This is a genomic window from Pantoea sp. JV6, assembly GCF_025910055.1.
GTDB lineage: Bacteria > Pseudomonadota > Gammaproteobacteria > Enterobacterales > Enterobacteriaceae > Pantoea > Pantoea agglomerans.
The window spans coordinates 535,101-554,532 of sequence record NZ_JAPCIM010000002.1 but is presented as its reverse complement, the minus strand read 5'-3'; the positions used below and the strand labels follow the sequence as shown (position 1 = coordinate 554,532).

Genomic DNA, 19,432 nt, shown 5'->3' with positions numbered 1-19,432 from the left:
AAGCGGGTTGATAAACAAGAGTTAGATTTACAATAAACCCATCTTTTCAGCTGCAACGATACTGTAAACATCGCCCCGCCCATTACAAGGAGCGGCAACACTAAGCATTCCGACATAGCCTTGACTACCTTGCTGCTGGCAAAGTTTGGTATGCATGATGGCCAGTTTCGCCGCATGCTCGAAATCAATAAAGTTTCCAAACGTCGCTTCGTCTAGAGCAACTGCTTTAGTTTTATTGGGTATGCGCCTATTTTTTAACACTGCTGAAAAATCATTGAGCGCTTTTGTTAAGTTTGAAATACATAAATTCGTATAGTCAGTGTTGTTATATGCGGACACTCGCCTGCATTCCTTTGCGTACTCTTCTAAAGCTATTTGAAAGCGTCTAAGGGTCAAATCATTGGATCCAACTTTTAAGTATACATTATCAGAGGTTTGCTTATTCGGATAACGGGTTACGAATCCTAAATTATTTAATGCAGTGCCAAATTTTCCTTGTACATTATTAAATTTTGAAATGTCCATATCCCCGATGGGAACCTCAGGATGAGACGCTTTGAATTGCGCTTCAATTTTATCTTCATTTGCCTCTCGAATGGCCTTTGTCTCTGCAGCCTTGCGCTTGTTATTTATTTGCTCTTCTTTTTTTTGAGCCAGCCATTTTTCCTGAGCCTTGAATCCACCAGGATCCCAAGCACATGCGGTTAGTAATAGTGGTAGCAGTACTGAAAAAAGTCTTATTGTTTTCACTTTTCATTCATCCTAAATATCTATTCATCGCAGTTGCAGCCAGGAGGTCAACTGCGCCACGCGCTTCGCACATCATGTCCATATACCACGCCTGTCCGCGTGTATCACCAGTGTACATAATGCCACGCACGATATAAACGCCATCGGTCGCAATACTTGCGGGCTGTTGCAGTGTTCCGTTGACGCTCAGATTCCCGTTATTTTCGGTCTCAAAAATCCGCCCACCCGACCGCTGTACTTCGTCGCTGGAGAGTGCTGATCGGTACACAGAAGCCTGGTCCAGCTCTATTAAACCACTCACCCGGATATTAGGGTTAATCAGGCATCGCACGTTAACGCCAGCGCCCATGGTCTGCTGTGGCATGCCGATATGTCCGGTGCGGCTGTTCAGTACGATCGCTTCATGGATGTACTTATCAGTGCTGACCATCTGCGCCTGACCATCAACAATCTGCCAGTTGGCATTGCACTGGTCAGCCACGTTATTCATCACGTCACGCGCCATGCCATACATCACACGCCCGCGAGGGAAAACGGTATCCGGCATCTGAGAGGTAATTCCCTGGGTGACGCTGAAGGGCTGGAAGCTCTGCATTGTGGCAGCGTGCAAATCTGCCACCGTCTAACCGGCTGCCAGCGTGGTGCTGACCTTCGCGGCAACAAATGCCTGATGACCGTCAATGGCCTGAATCAGGATATACGTGTCAGTGGGATTATCACGCCCGGTTATCCGACAGGAGTGGCTCCCAACAAGAACCACCTTCGAATCTGGTTCATGTATGAGGGGCAAAGACGGTGGGAGGCAATCGGCGTAGCCGATACACCCAAAAACAGGAAGATGGCTGGCGAGCTGCGTAGCGACATCGTTTACCGCATTAAGACAGGGACGTTTGATTACAGGAGTGAGTTTCCGGATTCACCACTATTTAAGAACCAGGCTGGCTCGTCAAAGGCGGTGCCTATCAGGGAAGTTGCGGATTTATGGCTGAAGCTCAAAAAGCCTGACTGGGCCAATAGCTCTTACATCACGACAGAGCGCCGCGTCAGGGTGACGCTGGATATCATCGGCAACGGAAAGGACATCCGGTCAGTCATGCAGAAAGATATTCTCAACCTGCGCATTGAGCTTCTGAATGGCAGTTACTTTACTGGCAGGAAGATGAATATAGAAAAGAAAGGGAGGACAGCGGCCACGGTTAACTCCAGCATGGCAGACCTGAAAGCTATCTTCGCCTTTGCTCATGGCAACGGGTATATAGAGGCAAACCCGATGACCGGCATCAAGCCGCTGAAGAAGTCAAATAAGCGGCCGGACCCGATAACGCGGGAAGAGTACCCTCGCCTCATCGCGGCATGCTCAACACGCCAGACGGCAAACATGTGGTCTCTTGCCATCCTGACAGGATTACGGCATGGCGAGATATGCGCGCTGGCCTGGGAGGATGTGGACCTTGAAGCGAAGAAGCTGACAGTCAGCCGTAACCTCACACCACAGGGCTTATTCACTCCACCGAAGACAGAAGCCGGAAACCGTGTCATATGCCTGATAGATGCAGCCGTTGATATTCTGCGTGACCAGCGAGAGTTGACGCGAATGTATCCACAGACCTCTTTCACTTTTCATACCAGGGAGTATGGCGAGCGAATTGAGGAGCAGAAAACTTTCGTGTTCAATCCCAGCGTGAACGCAGTGAATGGCCGATCGGGAGCATATTACTCAACAGAGTCACTCGGACAGATATGGACCGGCGCACTGAGGCGTGCAGGCCTGCGTCACCGGAAAGCATATCAGTCACGTCATACGTTCGCATGCTGGGCTCTTTCAGCAGGCGCAAACCCGAACTACGTTGCATCGCAAATGGGCCACTCCGATGCGCAGATGGTGTACCGGGTTTATGGCGCCTGGATGTCAGAGAACAATACTGACCAGCTATCACTCATCAACACGAAAATGAGCGATCCTGTTCTACATACGTGCTCCACTAAAGTGGCAGTACGATAAACCACAACCGCTTCAGACAGTTACCCGCCTAAACCTGCATATTCATAATTTCGCTATACGCCGACACCAGCTTGTTCCTGACCTGAATACCCATCTGCATTGAAATCGACGATTTCTGCAGATCGACCATCACATCATTAAGCGCAATACCGGGTTTCCCCATCTCAAAATCCTGCGCCTGGGTGCGGGCGGTGGTCTGCGTCTCGCTGATCTTATCCAGCGCCGCTTTCATAGTTGCACCGAAATCGATCTGATTAGGGGCTTCACTGCTGCGGTTGCTGGCCTGCAGTGAGGTCGCCTGTAGCTGCTGCAGTACGCCGTCTATTGCCTGAATGGACATGAACGATACCTTATTAAAGAGGATGACATTTTTGATGTGAGCAAAAGTTAGCACGTTGTCAATGAGACAAAGCCGCTAAATGACATCAAAAACCCTACCTTATCCAGCCATCGAATTTTGCTTATCACCTAATAATGCCTGGCATTGAAGTGGAAATTTTATCTACGCAGGTCAGGGAGTCTGTTTTGCCATCTCAACTTACCCGGTCAATTACGTCAGGCAGGAAACGGTCATGAATGCGAGTACAGCCGCCACAACAGAACAAGAAAAGAAAGGCTTCGGTGACCTGCTCGCTCGCCTGCGCGCAAATCCGCGTATTCCTTTAATCGTCGCTGCCGCCGCCGTTGTAGCGATAGTGATCGCGATGGTGCTCTGGGCAAAGCAGCCCAGCTATAGCGTCCTTTATAACAACCTTACAGATGAAGATGGCGGTGCCATCGTCACGCAGCTGACGCAGATGAACATCCCTTATCGCTTCGCCGAAAATGGCGGCGCGCTGATGGTGCCGGAAGCGAACGTGCATGAGCTGCGTCTGCGTCTGGCTCAGCAGGGTCTGCCGAAAGGCGGCTCGGTGGGTTTTGAGCTGCTGGATAAAGAGAAGTTCGGTATCAGCCAGTTCAGCGAGCAGGTTAACTACCAGCGCGCGCTGGAAGGCGAACTGGCTCGTACCATCGAATCACTCGGTCCGGTTAAAAGCGCCCGTGTTCATCTGGCGATGCCAAAACCCACCTTATTTGTGCGTGAGCAGAAAGCGCCATCCGCCTCTGTCACCTTAACCCTGCAGCCTGGCCGTGCGCTGGATGAAGGCCAGATTCAGGCCATCGCCCACATGGTCTCAAGCAGCGTCGCCGGTTTACCGCCGGGCAACGTCACCGTGGTCGATCAGACCGGTCGCCTGCTGACCCGCTCTGATTCCGCCGGTCGCGACCTGAATGATGCACAGCTCAAGTATGCCTCTGAAGTTGAAGCACGCTACCAGCAACGTATCGAAGCGATCCTGAATCCGATTCTCGGTCAGGGCAATGTGCATGCGCAGGTTACCGCGCAGATTAACTTCGACACCGCCGAGCAGACCGACGAGAAATATCAGCCTAACGCTAACCCGTCGAACTCAGCGATTCGTTCGCGTCAGACCAGCACAAGCGACCAGTCAGGCAGCCCTTATCCGGGCGGCGTGCCGGGCGCGCTCTCTAACCAGCCTGCGCCAGCAAACACTGCGCCGGTGACGACGCCGAACAACACTGCTGCCAATGGCCAGAACGCCAATGGTCAGAATGCTAACGGTCAGAACAACGCGGCGAATAACGCTAACCAGACCACCAGCACCGCAGCAGCCAGTGCCGGACCGACCAACTCGCGTCGTGACGACACGGTGAACTACGAGCTGGATCGCACCATTCGTCATACCAAGGTCAACGTTGGCGACGTACAGCGCCTGTCGGTTGCGGTCGTGGTGAACTTCCGTGCAGATGATAAAGGCAAAGCAGTTGCGCTGAACGAACAGCAGTTGAAGCAGATTGAAGATCTGACCCGCGAAGCGATGGGCTACTCCCAGAACCGTGGCGACAGCATCAACGTGGTGAACTCGCAGTTCAACACCACTGAACCGGTGACCACCGATCTGCCCTTCTGGCAACAGCAGTCGTTCTTTGATCAGCTGATGAACGCCGGTAAGTGGCTGTTGATTGCCCTGGTCGCTTTCATCCTCTACCGCAAACTGGTTCGTCCGCATCTGGTTCGCAAACAGGCTGCAGAGAAAGCCGCCGCAGAAGCCGTTGCTGCCCGTGCGACTGAGCAACCGGAAGAGGAAGCCTTTAATGTGCAGCTCAGCAAAGATGAGCTGGATCAGGAACGTAAGTCTAACAACCGCATGAGCGCAGAAGTGCTGAGTCAACGCATCCGCGACATGTCAGAAAACGATCCGCGCGTTGTAGCGCTGGTAATTCGCGAATGGATGAGTAAAGAGCTATGAGTCTGACCGGAACCGAAAAAAGCGCCATCCTGATGATGACTATTGGCGAAGAGCGCGCCGCGGAAGTTTTCAAACACCTGAACCAGCGTGAGGTCCAGCACCTGAGCGGCGCGATGGCCAACATGCGTCAGGTGTCACATAAGCAACTGACTGAAGTGCTGCGTGAGTTCGAAGCGGATGCTGAGCAGTTCGCGGCGCTGAGCCTGAACTCCAACGAATACCTGCGTTCGGTGCTGACCCGTGCGCTGGGCGAAGAGCGCGCCTCCAGCCTGCTGGAGGACATTCTCGAAACGCGCGAAACCACCAGCGGCATGGAAACGCTCAACTTTATGGAGCCGCAGGCCGCTGCCGACCTTATTCGCGACGAGCATCCACAGATCATCGCTACCATCCTGGTCCACCTCAAGCGTGCCCAGGCCGCCGATATTGTGGCGCTGTTCGACGAACGTCTGCGTCACGACGTGATGCTGCGTATCGCCACGTTCGGTGGTGTCCAGCCAGCCGCGCTGGCCGAACTGACCGAAGTGCTGAACGGCCTTCTGGATGGCACCAACCTCAAGCGTGCGAAGATGGGCGGCGTGAGAACCGCAGCCGAGATCATCAACCTGATGAAAACGCAGCAGGAAGAGGCGGTTATCGAAGCCGTACGCGACTTCGATGGCGAACTGGCGCAGAAAATTATCGACGAGATGTTCCTGTTCGAAAACCTGGTGGCAGTGGACGACCGCAGCATCCAGCGTCTGTTGCAGGAAGTGGAGTCCGAGCAGCTGCTGGTTGCACTGAAAGGTGCCGAACAGCCACTGCGCGAGAAGTTCCTCAAAAACATGTCAGCCCGTGCGGCCGACATCCTGCGCGACGATCTGGCCAACCGTGGTCCGGTGCGTATGTCCGCAGTGGAAAACGAACAGAAAGCGATCCTGCTGGTGGTACGCCGCCTGGCCGAGTCAGGCGAGATGGTGATTGGTGGTGGCGAGGAAACTTATGTCTGATGCATTTTCTGCGCGCCCCTGGCAGCTGTGGCAGCCCACGGATTTAGGCCGTTTCGATGAGCCTGCTGAACCGGAGCTGCAGCCAGAAATTTACGAAGCTGAAGATGGCGTTGATGAGCAGCAACAGCAGCTCGAACGCCTGCAGCAGCAGATGCGTAAAGAGGCACAGGGTCAGGGTTACAACGAAGGCTATCAGCAGGGTGTGACCGAAGGCCAGAAAGCCGGTTACGACGCTGGTTTTCAGCAGGGTCTGGCCGATGCCCAGCAGCAGCAGGCGCCACTTCAGGCGCGTATGCAGCAGCTGGTAACCGAGTTCCAGAACACGCTGGAATCGCTGGACAGCGTGATTGCGGCCCGTCTGATGCAGCTGGCGCTGGAAGCGGCACGTTCGGTGATTGGTCAGGCGACCACGGTGGATGGCACCGCCCTGCTGCGCCAGATTCAGGGTTTACTGCAGCAGGAACCGATGTTCAGCGGCAAACCGCAACTGCGTGTTCACCCGGATGACTTACAACGTATTGAGCAGACCCTTGGTCCGACGCTGGATCTGCACGGCTGGCGGCTGATCGCTGACAGCACCCTGCATCCTGGCGGCTGCAAACTCAGCGCCGAAGATGGCGACCTGGATGCCAGCGTCGCAACGCGCTGGCAGGAACTCTGCCGTCTTGCCGCACCGGGAGAACTGTAATGACCACTCGTCTGAATCGCTGGCTCGGCTCGCTCGACGCCTTTGAGAAACGCATCGCCCAGGTGCAGCCGGTGCGCCGTTATGGCCGTCTGACCCGCGCCACCGGCCTGGTGCTGGAAGCGACCGGCTTACAGCTGCCGCTGGGTGCGACCTGCGTAATCGAACGCAACGATGGCAAAACCATCAGTGAAATCGAAAGCGAAGTGGTGGGATTCAACGGTCAGAAGCTGCTGATGATGCCACTGGAAGAAGTGGACGGCATTTTACCGGGTGCGCGGGTCTATGCGCGCCAGAACGGAGAGAACCCGCAGGCGGGCAAACAGATGATGCTGGGCCCGGAACTGCTGGGCCGCGTACTTGATGGCAGCGGGCGACCGCTGGACGGCCTGCCGTCTCCGGATACCGGCTATCGCGCGCCGCTGAACACCCCGCCGTTTAACCCGCTGCAGCGTACGCCGATCACCGACGTGCTGGATACCGGCGTGCGAGCGATCAACGCCCTGCTGACGGTCGGTCGCGGACAGCGTATGGGCCTGTTCGCCGGTTCGGGCGTGGGTAAAAGCGTGCTGCTTGGCATGATGGCGCGTTACACCAAAGCGGACGTCATCGTAGTCGGTCTGATTGGCGAACGTGGCCGCGAAGTCAAAGATTTTATCGAGAACATTCTCGGCGCTGAAGGCCGCGCCCGTTCGGTGGTGATCGCCGCCCCGGCCGATGTTTCGCCGCTGCTGCGTATGCAGGGTGCCGCTTACGCCACTCGTATCGCAGAAGACTTTCGCGACCGCGGCCAGCATGTGTTGCTGATTATGGATTCCCTGACCCGCTACGCTATGGCGCAGCGTGAGATCGCGCTGGCGATTGGTGAGCCGCCGGCCACCAAAGGCTATCCGCCTTCCGTATTCGCCAAACTGCCTGCCCTGGTTGAGCGTGCCGGTAACGGCATCGACGGCGGTGGCTCGATCACCGCCTTCTATACCGTCCTGACCGAAGGCGACGATCAGCAGGACCCGATCGCCGACTCCGCGCGCGCCATTCTCGACGGCCACATTGTGCTGTCGCGTCGGCTGGGCGAAGCGGGTCACTATCCGGCCATTGATATAGAAGCCTCGATCAGCCGTGCGATGACCTCGCTGATCGATGAGAACCACTATGCGCGAGTGCGCCAGTTTAAGCAGTTGCTCTCCAGCTTCCAGCGTAACCGCGATCTGGTCAGCGTCGGTGCTTATGCCGCGGGCAGTGATCCGATGCTTGATAAAGCGATCACGCTCTATCCGCAGATGGAAGCCTTCCTGCAACAGGGCATCTTTGAGCGCAGTGATTACGACGACGCCAGCCTGCATCTGCATGCGCTGTTTGGCTAGTCACACGAATTAACGCGAGGTAACGGCAATGAAAACTGCAAATGCCATCGATACGCTGCGCGACTTAGCGGAGCAGGATCTCGAACGCGCTGCCATCTATTTAGGCGATATGCGTCGCGGCCAGCACGCCGCGAACGAGCAGCTGACGATGCTGCTCGACTATCAGGACGAATATCGCAACAAGCTCAACGATGACATGTCGTCGGGCATCGCCAGCACCCGCTGGACCAACTACCACCAGTTTATTCAGACGCTGGAAAAAGCGATTGAGCAGCACCGCAACCAGCTTAATAACTGGAATCAGCGGCTGGAACAGGCGCTGATCAACTGGCGTGACAAACAGCAACGGCTGAACGCCTATCAGACGCTGATTACGCGCGCAGCGGAAAATGCATTACGACAGGAAAACCGTCTCGATCAGAAACGGATGGACGAATTTGCCCAACGGGCCGCATCGAGGAGAGGTGAATGATTACGCTGCCAAACATTGCTATGAAAGCGACGGTAAAAACCGACGCAGAACCCTCAGTCTCAACTGACCTTGTTGCGGGTGCCGATGCCCTGCCGCAGGACTTTCTGACCGCACTGGGAAACCAGTTACTCGGCCTGGCTAAACAGCAGGGAAAAGCGGCGCAATCCGCTGACGTTAAAGCAGAAACTGCCGATGACGCCCGCCCGAAGGCCCCGCTGAATGCCCTGATGGCAGCACTGGAAAATCCTGCTGCGCTGACCGCTCTGTTTAAGCCGGAAAATATTAAAGGTGGGTCAAAATCAGCCGATGATAAAGACAAGCCGGACGTTGCACCCTTAAGCGTCAGCGATATGCAGAATATGCAGGCACTGTTCGCCATGTTACCGGGTGTAGCGGCTGTTACAGCCACCACGTCGACCCCGGTCAGCAGTGAAGCGGGCGAGATGATCGCCCAGACCGATACCGGCCGGAAAAGCCAGAGCTCGCTGACGCAACTGCTGAACAGCGCGCAGCAGAGCCACACACCGGGTGAAGATGAGAAGTCTGATGCCAGAAGCGACGTACAGAGCAAACCTGCCGTCACCACTGCCGCCAGCCAGAGTAACAACGCGGCGCAGGGTGCGACCAGCAGCGGCCTGACGCTCGACAGCAGTTTCCAGCAGGCGCTGAGCAACATGGTTAAGCAGGACGATCAGGCTGCGATTAAAGCCAGCGCCAGCGATAACGCGATCAATGCTACGCCAATCGCCACCGCCAGCAGCCTGCCTGCGCCGGTGACCGCCTCCGCGACCACCAGCACACCGTCAACGCCGATGCTGAACTCACAGCTGGGCAGCGACGAGTGGCAGCAGGCGCTGAGTCAGCAGATTGTGATGTTCAGTCGCAATGGCCAGCAGAACGCGGAGTTGCGTTTACATCCGGAAGACCTTGGCGCTATCCAGATCAGCCTGAAACTGGATAACGACCAGGCACAAATTAATCTGGTTTCCAGCCATAGCCACGTCAGAGCAGCACTGGAAGCCGCGATACCGCAGCTGCGCAGCGCGCTGGCAGAGAGCGGTATCAACCTGGGCGAGAGTCAGGTGAGCAGTGACAGTTCCGCGCAGGGCCAGCAATTCCAGCAGCAGCAGGAGGCGCGCCGCGATGGACAGCATGGCCGCTTCTCCCTCACCCAGGACAGTGACACCGACATTACGCCGATCGCCGTTCCCGCCGCCCTTCAGGCTCGCGTTAACGGCAACAGCGCCGTCGACACTTTCGCCTGACAGCGGCAAACGCTGAAGGTAAGCGTAAAACCCGCGTCTTTTCTACCCATTGGTTTGACTTAAGACGCGGATAATCTGTCTCGTGAGCCGAGAGGCTTGCCCATAATTCACAGGAAGTAACTGCACCATGTCTGATAACGCGAAAGCAAAAAAAGGCAGCAAACGTAAACTCTTAATACCAGTGCTGCTCATTTTGACGCTGGCCGCTTGCAGCGTGGCAGGCTATGCAGTCTGGCGAATGATGAATAAACATGAGGGCGATAAGCCTGAGGTGGCGAAAGTTGAACCGCCTCCCGCTCCGGTCTTTTTTGCACTTGATACATTTACGGTTAACCTGGTCAATCCCGACAACGATCCCGACCGCGTGCTTTACGTAGGCTTTACCCTGCGTCTGGCCGATGAGGATACCCGGCGTCGGATGAACGACTATCTGCCTGAGGTGCGCAGCCGTTTGCTGCTGCTGCTCTCGCGTCAGAGCGCTGCGGCGCTGGCGACAGAGCAAGGAAAGCAGGCGCTTGTTGAACAAGTCAAACAGGCGCTGACACCCCCGCTGGTAAAAGGTCAACCTCCGCAGGCTGTAAACGATGTGCTGTTTACTGCCTTCATTTTGAGGTGAATCAATGGGCGATAGCATTCTCTCCCAGGCTGAAATTGACGCCCTTTTAAACGGCGACAGCGGCAGTGCGGAAGAAGAAAAGAAACAAAACGGACCGGAAGGCGATATTCGTCCTTACGATCCGAACACCCAGCGCCGTGTGGTTCGCGAGCGTTTGCAGGCGCTGGAGATTATTAATGAGCGTTTTGCCCGTAGTTTCCGTATGGCGCTGTTTAACCTGCTGCGCCGTAGCCCGGATATCAGCGTCGGGGCGATCAAGATTCAGCCGTATCACGAGTTTGCCCGCAATCTGCCGGTGCCAACCAACCTGAACCTGATCCACCTGAAGCCGCTGCGCGGCACCGCGCTGGTGGTGTTCTCACCGAGCCTGGTGTTTATCGCTGTCGACAACCTGTTTGGTGGCGACGGACGTTTTCCGACCAAAGTCGAAGGCCGTGAGTTTACCCATACCGAGCAGCGCGTTATTCGCCGCATGCTGAAGCTGGCGCTGGATGGTTACAGCGACGCATGGAAGGCCATTTATCCACTGGACGTCGAGTATGTACGTTCAGAGATGCAGGTAAAGTTCACCAACATCACCACTTCACCGAACGACATCGTGGTTAACACGCCGTTCCAGGTGGAGATTGGTAACCTGGTGGGTGAGTTTAATATCTGTATCCCGTTTTCAATGATTGAACCGCTGCGCGAGCTGCTGGTGAATCCACCGCTCGAAAACTCACGTCAGGAAGATAACCACTGGCGCGACAACCTGGTCAAACAGGTGCAGCACTCTGAGCTGGAACTGATCGCTCACTTTGCCGAAACCTCACTGCGTCTGTCACGGATTTTGCAGTTGAAACCCGGTGATGTGCTGCCGATTGAGAAGCCGGAACGCATTATCGCCCATGTCGATAGCGTCCCGGTCTTAACCAGCCAATATGGCACGATGAATGGTCAGTACGCGCTCCGTGTCGAACACCTGATTAACCCGATTTTGAATTCGCTGAACGAGGAACAGCCCCATGACTGACAGTAATAAACCGTCTGACGATATCTCTGCGGACGATCTGTGGGCTGAAGCGATGAATGAGCAGGTCGGCAGCGCCAGTGCGCCGCAGACCGACGAAGTCTTTAAATCATTCGACAGCGGCAACGTCGCTGGATCGCTGCAGGATATCGATCTGATTATGGATATCCCGGTGAAACTCACCGTGGAACTGGGTCGCACCAAAATGACCATCAAAGAGCTGCTGCGTCTGGCGCAGGGTTCAGTGGTGGCACTGGATGGCCTGGCGGGTGAGCCGCTGGATATCCTGATCAACGGTTACCTGATTGCTCAGGGTGAAGTGGTGGTGGTGAACGACAAATATGGCGTGCGCATCACTGACATCATCACCCCATCTGAACGTATGCGTCGTCTGAGTCGCTAAAGAGTCACATTATGAATAGCCAGAATCAAACGCTGCAACCGGCTGCACCGCACGCTCAGGCGATCTCGACCGGCTCCATGCTGGCCCAGGTCAGCAGCGTGTTAGCCGTGATTATCTTATTGATTCTGGCCTGCGCCTGGCTGGCACGCCGTGTCGGCTTCGCGCCGAAAAAGGTCAGCGGCCAGGAGCTTAAACTTACAGCCAGCGTCTCAGTGGGCCAGCGCGAGCGGGTGGTGATTGTCGATACCGCTGATGCGCGTCTGGTGCTGGGCGTCACCGCACAGCAGATTACCCATCTGCATACTTTGCCGCCGGGTGAACCGGTCTCTGTGACGCCGGTTAACAGTGCGCCACAGGATTTTCGTCAGCTGTTACAGAACATGGTTAAACGTCCCGGAAAACCACAATGATGCGTCGACTGCTTCCTTTATTGCCACTGTTGTTACTGGCACCGGTTGCCCATGCCCAGTTGCCGGGTCTGGTGAGTCACTCGCTGCCGAATGGCGGTCAGAGCTGGTCACTGCCGGTACAGACGCTGGTCTTTATCACTGCGCTGACCTTTATTCCGGCCGTGCTGCTGATGATGACCAGCTTCACCCGTATCATCATTGTGTTTGGTTTGCTGCGTAACGCCCTGGGCACGCCCTCTGCGCCGCCTAACCAGGTGCTGCTCGGACTGTCGCTGTTTCTGACCTTCTTTATTATGGCGCCGACCTTCGACAAGATTTATCAGGATGCTTATCTGCCGTTCAGCCAGGACAAGATCAGCATGGAAGTGGCGATTGATAAAGGTGCCCAGCCGCTGCGCGAGTTTATGCTGCGTCAGACCCGTGAAGCGGATTTAGCCCTGTTTGCCCGTCTGGCGAATACCGCCCCGATTGCCGGTCCTGAAGCGGTGCCAATGCGTATTCTGCTGCCCGCCTATGTTACCAGCGAGCTGAAGACGGCTTTCCAGATTGGCTTTACCGTCTTTATCCCGTTCCTGATCATCGACCTGGTGGTTGCCAGCGTGCTGATGGCGCTGGGGATGATGATGGTCCCGCCAGCGTCCATCGCGCTGCCATTTAAACTGATGCTGTTTGTTCTGGTCGATGGCTGGCAACTGCTGGTCGGTTCACTGGCGCAAAGCTTCTACTCCTGATCCCCCTTTTCTTACCGGAGCAACACATGACACCCGAATCAGTAATGGTAATGGGACAGGAAGCGATGCGTGTCGCCCTGATGCTGGCCGCCCCGCTGCTGCTGGCCGCACTGGTCAGCGGTTTGCTGATCAGCCTGATCCAGGCCGCGACCCAGGTCAACGAACAGACCTTATCCTTTATTCCTAAGATTCTGGCGGTTGCCACCACCGGTATCATTGCCGGCCCGTGGATGCTGAATCTGCTGCTGGACTATATCCGCACCGTCTTTACCAACCTGCCTTACATCATCGGCTGATGATTACTCTCGACAGCAGCCAGCTGGTTCAATGGGTCAGCCAGTTCTTCTGGCCTCTGGTGCGCATCATGGCGCTATTCGCCACCGCACCGATCCTCAATGAACGATCCGTCAGCAAACGTGTCAAAATCGGTCTGGCGGTGATGATCACCTGGCTGCTGATGCCGCTGTTACCTGCGGTCAATGTCACCCTGTTTTCCCCTGAAGGCTTCCTGCTGCTGATTCAGCAGATGCTGATTGGTATTGCACTCGGCTTCACCATGCAGTTCGCTTTTGCTGCCGTGCGCCTTGCCGGGGAAGTGATTGGTCTGCAGATGGGCATCTCGTTCGCCACCTTTTTCGATCCTGGCAGCCGTCTTAACATGCCGGTGCTGGCCCGTTTTCTCGACATGCTGGCGATGTTGCTGTTCCTGACCTTTAACGGACACCTGTGGCTGATCTCGCTGCTGGCGGACAGTTTTCATACGCTGCCGATTGGCGGTCAGCCGCTAAATGCCAATGCGTTTATGGCGCTGGTGAAATCTGGCGGATTAATTTTCCTTAATGGCATGATGTTAGCGCTGCCCTTAATCGTTTTGTTACTCATGGTAAATCTGGTACTGGGTTTGTTAAACCGTGTTTCACCACAGTTATCAATCTTCGCAATTGGCTTCCCGATTACCTTATCAGTCGGAATTTTAACCATCAGCTTGCTGATGCCTCTGCTAGCCCCGTTCTGTGAGCATTTGTTCGGTGAAGTATTTGATTTACTCGCCGTGTTCCTGACAGAACTATCCCGTCCCTGAACATTAAGTTTCTAACTATCTTTGCATAACGATACTTAAGTATCGCAAAACCATCCGTGCATTTTCCGAACCATGTTTTCCAGAATGCAACTAAGGAAATTCTGATAAACGTGCGGAGAGTCTGAAAATAATTCTTATTAAACCGGGCTTCGCGTATTTTAGTGGGGTGGTTCACAGGAGCGGTCAGACTGTGAATGTGCAGGCAAAATCGACAAGACACTGAATTTACAAGAAAAAAATCTTTAAGTGATTTTTCTTGTTAAAAAATGTTTTTTCCGGCATTGTCAACGCACGCTGAGACATCACACTTTCGTAAAACAAATGTTTTTGAGAATTGTCCTATCAGAAAACTCCGCGTTTTCAAGGATAGTGACCTGGCTCCCAAAAAAATGAGTCTTACTTAACCTCCGACATTTCACTGGCATTCCCCGCCATGGCCGGAGAATGTGTGACGTCATGGCAGCACAAATTTTTTGCAGAACGGGTCAGGGATGAAGACTTTTACGGGCGTTTGCCTGTTGCCAAACTGCACGAGCAGAATAAAAAAGTACCTAAGAAATCTCTCTCGTACCGCAACGCGTATTCATCGTTGATTTAAACGGATAACAAATTGGTGAGGGTCGCTATTATGCCAACTATTATTATGGATTCCTGCAACTACACACGCCTGGGATTATCAGACTACATGTCTTTAAAAGGAGTTAAGAAGAAGAATATCTCTTCTGTCTCCGATATTGAGCAACTACAGCAAAAATGTGAGCAATTAAACCCTGGTGTCGTCTTTATTAATGAAGATTGCTTCATTCATGAATCCGATTCCAGTGAACGTATCCGCAGCATTATTACGCAGCATCCTGATACGCTGTTCTTTATATTCATGGCGATTAGCAACATCCATTTTGAGGAATACCTCTACGTTCGTAAGAACCTGATTATTACATCAAAATCGATGAAAACTTCTACCCTGGACTCCTTACTCAGCACCTATTTGCAGAAGAAGCTTAACCAGTCTGCGCGTATCTCTTCGGGCATGGATGTACATCCATTAACGCTGAGCCAGACTGAGTCAAACATGCTGAAGATGTGGATGTCAGGTCATGATACCATCCAGATCTCAGATAAAATGCAAATTAAGGCCAAAACGGTATCGTCACACAAAGGTAATATTAAACGCAAAATCAAAACCCATAATAAGCAGGTGATTTATCATGTGGTGCGTTTAACGGATAATGTGACTTCAGGTATTTACGTTAATATCCGCTGATCATAACAGCTGAAGAACCGGCCTCTCTGGCCGGTTTTTTTTTGCCCGGAATTGCGATCCAGGTCTCACTCTTACTGCTAAGCCTTTACGCTCTTTTGCCGATGTTATGCCTTATAACAACAGCCTCAAGAGAGCAAGGATATGAACACTGCACGAGATAATAATGGACAGAAAAGCGCAGGCATCTGGCAGAATCTCCGCCTGGTGCCGCTGTTTAGCCTGATCTTCGGCGGCATTTTGCTGCTGTTCGCACTCTGTATTGGTGTCGCCAGTTACTTTCTGATTTCCGGCAATCACTCCCTCGATGATGCCACGGACGAAATCCAGGTTCGTATGGGCCTCTCTAACAGTTCAAACCACCTGCGTACTGCGCGCCTGACCATTATTCAGGCCGGTGCCGCCGCGCGTATTGGTGAAATGGACGAGTTTCGCGCCAATATTGCCGCCGCCGAAAAACGGATCCAGCAGGCAAAAGCTGGCTTCGCGATTTATCAGGCACGTGAAGTTAAGACGCCCGCGGATATGGAACTGGATGCCACGCTGCAGGCTCGCTTCAACGATTACATTACCAAAGGCCTGATACCGATGATTGAATCCGGTAAACAGGGCAGCTTTGAGGGCATCATCGCTCAGGAGACCGATGTAACCCGCAAGCTGGATGACGACTATAACGCGGTGTTGCTGAAGGCGATCAAGATCCGAACTGATCGCGCCAATGCCATTACCGCCCAGGCCGATCAACAGTCGCGCATCGGCTTTATCTCCATGGCCGTGGCATTCAGTGCCGCCCTGGTGCTGGTGCTGTTGACCTTTGTCTTCCTGCGCCGCGTGGTAATTAGTCCGCTGCGTCAGTCGGTGCTGCGTATCGAACGCATTGCGCAGGGTGATCTGACCTCCGCTCCCCTGCCCCATGGCCGCAGCGAGATTGGTACGCTCATCCATAACCTGCAACTGATGCAGCAGGCGCTGGTGACCACCGTTGGTACGGTGCGTGAAGGCGCCGTCGCGATTTACCAGGGCTCCAGCGAAATCTCAGCCGGTAACACCGATCTCTCTTCACGCACCGAGCAGCAGGCTGCGGCACTGGAGCAGACCGCAGCCAGCATGGAACAGCTTACCGCTACGGTGAAGCAGAACGCCGAGAATGCGCATCACGCCAGCCAGCTGGCCGCGGATGCCTCGGGCAAAGCGCGCAGCGGTGGCGAGCTGGTGAACAGCGTCGTGAAAACCATGACCAATATTTCCGGCAGCTCGAAAAAAATCGCTGAGATCACCAACGTCATTAACAGTATTGCGTTTCAGACCAACATCCTGGCGCTGAATGCGGCGGTAGAAGCGGCGCGTGCCGGTGAGCAGGGTCGTGGCTTTGCGGTGGTGGCCAGCGAAGTGCGTAATCTGGCCCAGCGCAGTGCACAGGCGGCGAAAGAGATTGAATCGCTGATTGCTGAGTCCGTCACGCTGATCAATGACGGTTCGCATCAGGTTGGCGCAGCCGGTAGCACCATGGGTGAGATTGTCGAAGCCGTACGTCGCGTTACCGATATTATGTCGGAGATTGCGGCGGCGTCAGACGAGCAGAGCCGCGGTATTCAGCAGGTGAGCCAGGCGGTCACCGAAATGGATAACGTCACCCAGCAGAACGCCTCGCTGGTGGAAGAAGCCTCCGCTGCAGCGGCCTCGCTGGAAGATCAGGCGGGTAAACTGACGCAGGCGGTCGCGGCATTCCGCCTGCAGGACACGCCTGCAACCACAGGTGTGGCTGCACGCGTCTCTTCACCCTTAAAGACACCGGCTCTGGCACCCCGTCCGGCGCTGGCAGGCGGCAGCGATAACTGGGAAACCTTCTGAGGTTATAGCGGTTAACCGTCAGCGGCTGATGTCAGCCGCGTAATCTCCGACAGCAAAAAGCCGCCTTTCCGGCAAACGGAAAGGCGGCTTTTTTATTGCGCGTCAGGCTCAGGCTTCGTGGTAAGGCTCCACGAAAATGCCATCCGGCTGGTGGGTCTCGTTAAAAAACCAGATGCCCAGCGGATAATCTTCCAGCGCCACCAGGAACATGGTGCCTTCATTAAACGGCTCCATAGCCAGAATGGTGCCAACACGACGCGGGCCGCCATCGGTTTTGACGCTGACGCGGTCATTTACCTTCATTTCGGTTCTCCAGATTATTGACTGAGTACAGTCTAAACGAAGAACCGTGGTGATGCAGCGCGTTAGCGACGGGCAATGACCCAGACGGCGTGGATGATACCGGGGATATAACCACAGAGTGTCAGCAGGATATTCAGCCAGAAGGCGCCGCCAAAACCGACCTGCATAAACACGCCCAGTGGTGGCAGCAGAATAGCGATAATAATTCGTAAGATGTCCATAACCATTCCTTTAGGTATTGATAAAAATCAGCTTTATCGCTAACTATAGCTGATTCTGCTCTGTTTAGTCGAAAAGTCAGGTAAATCTGAGTAAGGAGAAACTTTTGCAATTCCTTAACATTTCACCGCAAGACTTCTTACGCGTCAGACCTTTAAACTCTTCTCACTGCACCACCCCATAGGTGCAGCCAACCTGAAAGTAACAAGGATTTTGCCCGCGCAGCGCGGGCTTTTTTTTTGCCTGCGATCTCTTCGCTCCCGCCTTTCTGCCCTGCGTTCTATACTGATTACTCTGTTTGCTCTCAGGAGTCAGAAAATGACAGACGAAAAACAGCACGGCGATGCTCAGCCATCCGATCTGCAGATTGATGTCGAAGGTTTACTGGCGGCGATTCAGGCCAGAACGTCGGGAGAGGTACGGGAGTATATGGAGCAGGATCAGACGCCACGGCTGGAAGTAGAAGGCCGGGTTTTCCACTCCTATAGCGAACTGGCGGAGGCGTTTGAAATTGATATTTGTGATTATCGCGCCTATGAAGCGAACCGCTGAAATCGATTTCAAAAAAAACCCGGCGGGAAGGCCGGGTAAAAATTCAATTCGTTACACCAGGGAATTCTTAACACCCCTGCAGATTACCCTTTCCCGACTCCGAAACAAGCATCAGATATGCACGTTTCTGCAACCGATCGGGTAATTATGGAGCGACTGTTACCAAAAACACCGCGCCCGCCAGTCACTTAGCCCTGCACACTTCTTGCATACCCACTTTTACTGCGGTTTCGTTTTAAGAATTATCCTGGATTTCCAGCCAGCGTGGCAGGAAAAAAAGTGTGAGCCATATTCAACTATAATATTGAAAAATCGCCGCTTTAGCCGCGAATGTGATGAAAGGAGCCTGTTAATGCCCGATCTCCACCAGCCGTTAATGATAATTACCGATCTGGATGGTTCGTTACTCGACCATCATACCTATCGCTGGGATGCGGCCACCGAATGGCTTACCACGCTAAAGCAGTACGCTGTTCCGCTGGTGATCTGTTCCAGTAAAACGGCAGCCGAGATTATTCCGCTGCAAAAAAGGCTTGGCATCAGCGGTTCACCGTTTATTGCTGAAAACGGTGCCGTGGTGCAAACGCATGATCAGCAGCGTATTCGCCTGCCCGATAACACCCTGACCTATGACGCTATCTGCCAGCGGCTGGCTTCCTTGAAAACAGCGTACCGTTTTACCGGCTTTCATGACTTCTCTGATCCGGAAGTGGCCGCAATGACCGGCCTGAGTGAGGCGGATGCAGAACTGTCGCGTCAGCGCGATGCGTCAGAAGTGATTGTCTGGCGCGACAGTGACGAGGCGTTTGACCAGTTCCATGACGCACTGCGTGCAGAGGGCCTGGCGCTGACCCAGGGCGGGCGTTTCTGGCATGTGATGCCTGCGGGCAGCGGCAAAGGCGAAGCCCTGCGCTGGCTGCTGGCGCATTCACCCGGTGAGGCACGCGTGACCATCGGACTGGGTGACGGCCCTAACGATGCGCCGATGCTGGATGCGGTTGATTATGCGGTCGTAATTAAGGGCTACAGTAAAACACCGGTGACACTCAGCCGATCCGATCAGCAGCAGATCTATCACACAGCTCACCATGGCCCTGAGGGCTGGCGTGAAGGACTGGACTATTTTTTGACTCAACCTCAATGAGCTGCCCACGGGC

22 protein-coding genes and 1 pseudogene are annotated in these 19,432 nt (G+C 54.3%); 18 read left to right on the top strand and 5 right to left on the bottom strand.

Going from position 1 to position 19,432, the window contains the following annotated elements; translation table 11 throughout:
* Positions 1-27: 27 nt before the first annotated feature.
* Complete coding sequence (locus OK412_RS03160) at positions 28-750, bottom strand: hypothetical protein (RefSeq protein WP_033788437.1); 723 nt, start codon at positions 748-750, stop codon at positions 28-30.
* 7 nt (positions 751-757) lie between these two features.
* Positions 758-1,480 (bottom strand): annotated as a pseudogene (locus OK412_RS03155) (hypothetical protein); the annotation flags it as partial.
* On the opposite strand from OK412_RS03155, the gene OK412_RS03150 reads away from it, so the two are divergent.
* On the top strand, positions 1,421-2,752 hold the full coding sequence (locus OK412_RS03150) for a tyrosine-type recombinase/integrase (protein WP_264352677.1): 1,332 nt from the start codon (positions 1,421-1,423) through the stop codon (positions 2,750-2,752). The pseudogene OK412_RS03155 and the gene OK412_RS03150 sit on opposite strands and share 60 nt — an antisense overlap.
* 28 nt (positions 2,753-2,780) lie before the next feature.
* On the opposite strand, the gene fliE is transcribed toward OK412_RS03150, so the two are convergent.
* Positions 2,781-3,092, bottom strand: coding sequence for a flagellar hook-basal body complex protein FliE (fliE, locus tag OK412_RS03145; protein ID WP_003854485.1), 312 nt, complete (start codon positions 3,090-3,092; stop codon positions 2,781-2,783).
* Between the two features lie 232 nt (positions 3,093-3,324).
* On the opposite strand from fliE, the gene fliF reads away from it, so the two are divergent.
* The 15 genes from fliF (at position 3,325) to OK412_RS03070 (ending at position 17,201) form a co-directional block, all read left to right on the top strand.
* On the top strand, positions 3,325-5,064 hold the full coding sequence (fliF, locus tag OK412_RS03140) for a flagellar basal-body MS-ring/collar protein FliF (protein ID WP_263054084.1): 1,740 nt from the start codon (positions 3,325-3,327) through the stop codon (positions 5,062-5,064).
* Positions 5,061-6,053, top strand: coding sequence for a flagellar motor switch protein FliG (gene fliG, locus OK412_RS03135; RefSeq protein WP_003854483.1), 993 nt, complete (start codon positions 5,061-5,063; stop codon positions 6,051-6,053). The genes fliF and fliG overlap by 4 nt, the downstream gene beginning before the upstream one ends.
* A complete protein-coding gene (gene fliH, locus OK412_RS03130; protein ID WP_010247652.1) occupies positions 6,046-6,741 on the top strand; it encodes a flagellar assembly protein FliH in 696 nt (231 codons plus the stop codon). Before fliG ends, fliH begins: the two co-directional genes overlap by 8 nt.
* Positions 6,741-8,102, top strand: a complete 1,362-nt coding sequence (gene fliI / locus OK412_RS03125) for a flagellar protein export ATPase FliI (RefSeq protein ID WP_010247655.1) — start codon at positions 6,741-6,743, stop codon at positions 8,100-8,102. Before fliH ends, fliI begins: the two co-directional genes overlap by 1 nt.
* Positions 8,103-8,130: 28 nt before the next feature.
* On the top strand, positions 8,131-8,574 hold the full coding sequence (gene fliJ / locus OK412_RS03120; protein WP_003854478.1) for a flagellar export protein FliJ: 444 nt from the start codon (positions 8,131-8,133) through the stop codon (positions 8,572-8,574).
* Positions 8,571-9,839 (top strand): flagellar hook-length control protein FliK, encoded by a 1,269-nt coding sequence (locus OK412_RS03115; protein ID WP_264352676.1) that lies wholly within the window; start codon positions 8,571-8,573, stop codon positions 9,837-9,839. Before fliJ ends, OK412_RS03115 begins: the two co-directional genes overlap by 4 nt.
* A gap of 127 nt (positions 9,840-9,966) precedes the next feature.
* The gene (gene fliL, locus OK412_RS03110; protein WP_033778945.1) at positions 9,967-10,455 is read left to right on the top strand and encodes a flagellar basal body-associated protein FliL; all 489 of its coding nucleotides are present in this window, start codon (positions 9,967-9,969) and stop codon (positions 10,453-10,455) included.
* A gap of 4 nt (positions 10,456-10,459) precedes the next feature.
* The gene (fliM, locus tag OK412_RS03105) at positions 10,460-11,467 is read left to right on the top strand and encodes a flagellar motor switch protein FliM (RefSeq protein WP_003854473.1); all 1,008 of its coding nucleotides are present in this window, start codon (positions 10,460-10,462) and stop codon (positions 11,465-11,467) included.
* A complete protein-coding gene (gene fliN, locus OK412_RS03100; RefSeq protein ID WP_033788434.1) occupies positions 11,460-11,867 on the top strand; it encodes a flagellar motor switch protein FliN in 408 nt (135 codons plus the stop codon). The genes fliM and fliN overlap by 8 nt, the downstream gene beginning before the upstream one ends.
* 11 nt (positions 11,868-11,878) lie before the next feature.
* Positions 11,879-12,277: a flagellar biosynthetic protein FliO gene (fliO, locus tag OK412_RS03095; RefSeq protein ID WP_264352675.1), complete on the top strand. Its 399-nt coding sequence runs from the start codon at positions 11,879-11,881 to the stop codon at positions 12,275-12,277.
* Entirely contained in the window at positions 12,277-13,008 is a 732-nt protein-coding gene (gene fliP, locus OK412_RS03090; protein ID WP_010247675.1) for a flagellar type III secretion system pore protein FliP, read from the top strand. The genes fliO and fliP overlap by 1 nt, the downstream gene beginning before the upstream one ends.
* Positions 13,009-13,034: 26 nt before the next feature.
* Entirely contained in the window at positions 13,035-13,304 is a 270-nt protein-coding gene (fliQ, locus tag OK412_RS03085) for a flagellar biosynthesis protein FliQ (RefSeq protein ID WP_003854466.1), read from the top strand.
* Positions 13,304-14,089 carry a flagellar biosynthetic protein FliR gene (gene fliR / locus OK412_RS03080; RefSeq protein ID WP_010247683.1) on the top strand — a complete coding sequence of 262 codons (786 nt, stop codon included), beginning with the start codon at positions 13,304-13,306 and terminating at the stop codon, positions 14,087-14,089. Before fliQ ends, fliR begins: the two co-directional genes overlap by 1 nt.
* A gap of 628 nt (positions 14,090-14,717) precedes the next feature.
* On the top strand, positions 14,718-15,353 hold the full coding sequence (rcsA, locus tag OK412_RS03075; RefSeq protein WP_010247685.1) for a transcriptional regulator RcsA: 636 nt from the start codon (positions 14,718-14,720) through the stop codon (positions 15,351-15,353).
* Positions 15,354-15,494: 141 nt separating this feature from the next.
* Positions 15,495-17,201 carry a methyl-accepting chemotaxis protein gene (locus OK412_RS03070; RefSeq protein WP_033778944.1) on the top strand — a complete coding sequence of 569 codons (1,707 nt, stop codon included), beginning with the start codon at positions 15,495-15,497 and terminating at the stop codon, positions 17,199-17,201.
* A 108-nt stretch (positions 17,202-17,309) separates the two neighbouring features.
* Here the strand turns inward: OK412_RS03070 and dsrB are convergent, their stop codons facing one another.
* Positions 17,310-17,504, bottom strand: a complete 195-nt coding sequence (gene dsrB, locus OK412_RS03065) for a protein DsrB (RefSeq protein WP_010670857.1) — start codon at positions 17,502-17,504, stop codon at positions 17,310-17,312.
* Positions 17,505-17,566: 62 nt separating this feature from the next.
* Positions 17,567-17,725, bottom strand: coding sequence for a YqaE/Pmp3 family membrane protein (locus OK412_RS03060; RefSeq protein WP_010247691.1), 159 nt, complete (start codon positions 17,723-17,725; stop codon positions 17,567-17,569).
* 316 nt (positions 17,726-18,041) lie between these two features.
* Between OK412_RS03060 and OK412_RS03055 the strand changes: the two genes are divergently transcribed.
* Together OK412_RS03055 and OK412_RS03050 are read left to right on the top strand one after the other, a co-directional pair.
* On the top strand, positions 18,042-18,275 hold the full coding sequence (locus tag OK412_RS03055) for a DUF2525 domain-containing protein (RefSeq protein WP_010247694.1): 234 nt from the start codon (positions 18,042-18,044) through the stop codon (positions 18,273-18,275).
* Positions 18,276-18,627: 352 nt separating this feature from the next.
* Complete coding sequence (locus tag OK412_RS03050) at positions 18,628-19,419, top strand: mannosyl-3-phosphoglycerate phosphatase-related protein (protein ID WP_264352674.1); 792 nt, start codon at positions 18,628-18,630, stop codon at positions 19,417-19,419.
* Positions 19,420-19,432 lie beyond the last annotated feature (13 nt).

Bases quoted from the DNA above. Each gene is read 5' to 3' on its own strand.
- OK412_RS03150 (WP_264352677.1), top strand. From the start codon at position 1,421: ATGACCGTCAATGGCCTGAATCAGGATATACGTGTCAGTGGGATTATC.
- fliE (WP_003854485.1), bottom strand. From the start codon at position 3,092: ATGTCCATTCAGGCAATAGACGGCGTACTGCAGCAGCTACAGGCGACC.
- fliF (WP_263054084.1), top strand. From the start codon at position 3,325: ATGAATGCGAGTACAGCCGCCACAACAGAACAAGAAAAGAAAGGCTTC.
- fliG (WP_003854483.1), top strand. From the start codon at position 5,061: ATGAGTCTGACCGGAACCGAAAAAAGCGCCATCCTGATGATGACTATT.
- fliH (WP_010247652.1), top strand. From the start codon at position 6,046: ATGTCTGATGCATTTTCTGCGCGCCCCTGGCAGCTGTGGCAGCCCACG.
- fliI (WP_010247655.1), top strand. From the start codon at position 6,741: ATGACCACTCGTCTGAATCGCTGGCTCGGCTCGCTCGACGCCTTTGAG.
- fliJ (WP_003854478.1), top strand. From the start codon at position 8,131: ATGAAAACTGCAAATGCCATCGATACGCTGCGCGACTTAGCGGAGCAG.
- OK412_RS03115 (WP_264352676.1), top strand. From the start codon at position 8,571: ATGATTACGCTGCCAAACATTGCTATGAAAGCGACGGTAAAAACCGAC.
- fliL (WP_033778945.1), top strand. From the start codon at position 9,967: ATGTCTGATAACGCGAAAGCAAAAAAAGGCAGCAAACGTAAACTCTTA.
- fliM (WP_003854473.1), top strand. From the start codon at position 10,460: ATGGGCGATAGCATTCTCTCCCAGGCTGAAATTGACGCCCTTTTAAAC.
- fliN (WP_033788434.1), top strand. From the start codon at position 11,460: ATGACTGACAGTAATAAACCGTCTGACGATATCTCTGCGGACGATCTG.
- fliO (WP_264352675.1), top strand. From the start codon at position 11,879: ATGAATAGCCAGAATCAAACGCTGCAACCGGCTGCACCGCACGCTCAG.
- fliP (WP_010247675.1), top strand. From the start codon at position 12,277: ATGCGTCGACTGCTTCCTTTATTGCCACTGTTGTTACTGGCACCGGTT.
- fliQ (WP_003854466.1), top strand. From the start codon at position 13,035: ATGACACCCGAATCAGTAATGGTAATGGGACAGGAAGCGATGCGTGTC.
- fliR (WP_010247683.1), top strand. From the start codon at position 13,304: ATGATTACTCTCGACAGCAGCCAGCTGGTTCAATGGGTCAGCCAGTTC.
- rcsA (WP_010247685.1), top strand. From the start codon at position 14,718: ATGCCAACTATTATTATGGATTCCTGCAACTACACACGCCTGGGATTA.
- OK412_RS03070 (WP_033778944.1), top strand. From the start codon at position 15,495: ATGAACACTGCACGAGATAATAATGGACAGAAAAGCGCAGGCATCTGG.
- dsrB (WP_010670857.1), bottom strand. From the start codon at position 17,504: ATGAAGGTAAATGACCGCGTCAGCGTCAAAACCGATGGCGGCCCGCGT.
- OK412_RS03060 (WP_010247691.1), bottom strand. From the start codon at position 17,725: ATGGACATCTTACGAATTATTATCGCTATTCTGCTGCCACCACTGGGC.
- OK412_RS03055 (WP_010247694.1), top strand. From the start codon at position 18,042: ATGACAGACGAAAAACAGCACGGCGATGCTCAGCCATCCGATCTGCAG.
- OK412_RS03050 (WP_264352674.1), top strand. From the start codon at position 18,628: ATGCCCGATCTCCACCAGCCGTTAATGATAATTACCGATCTGGATGGT.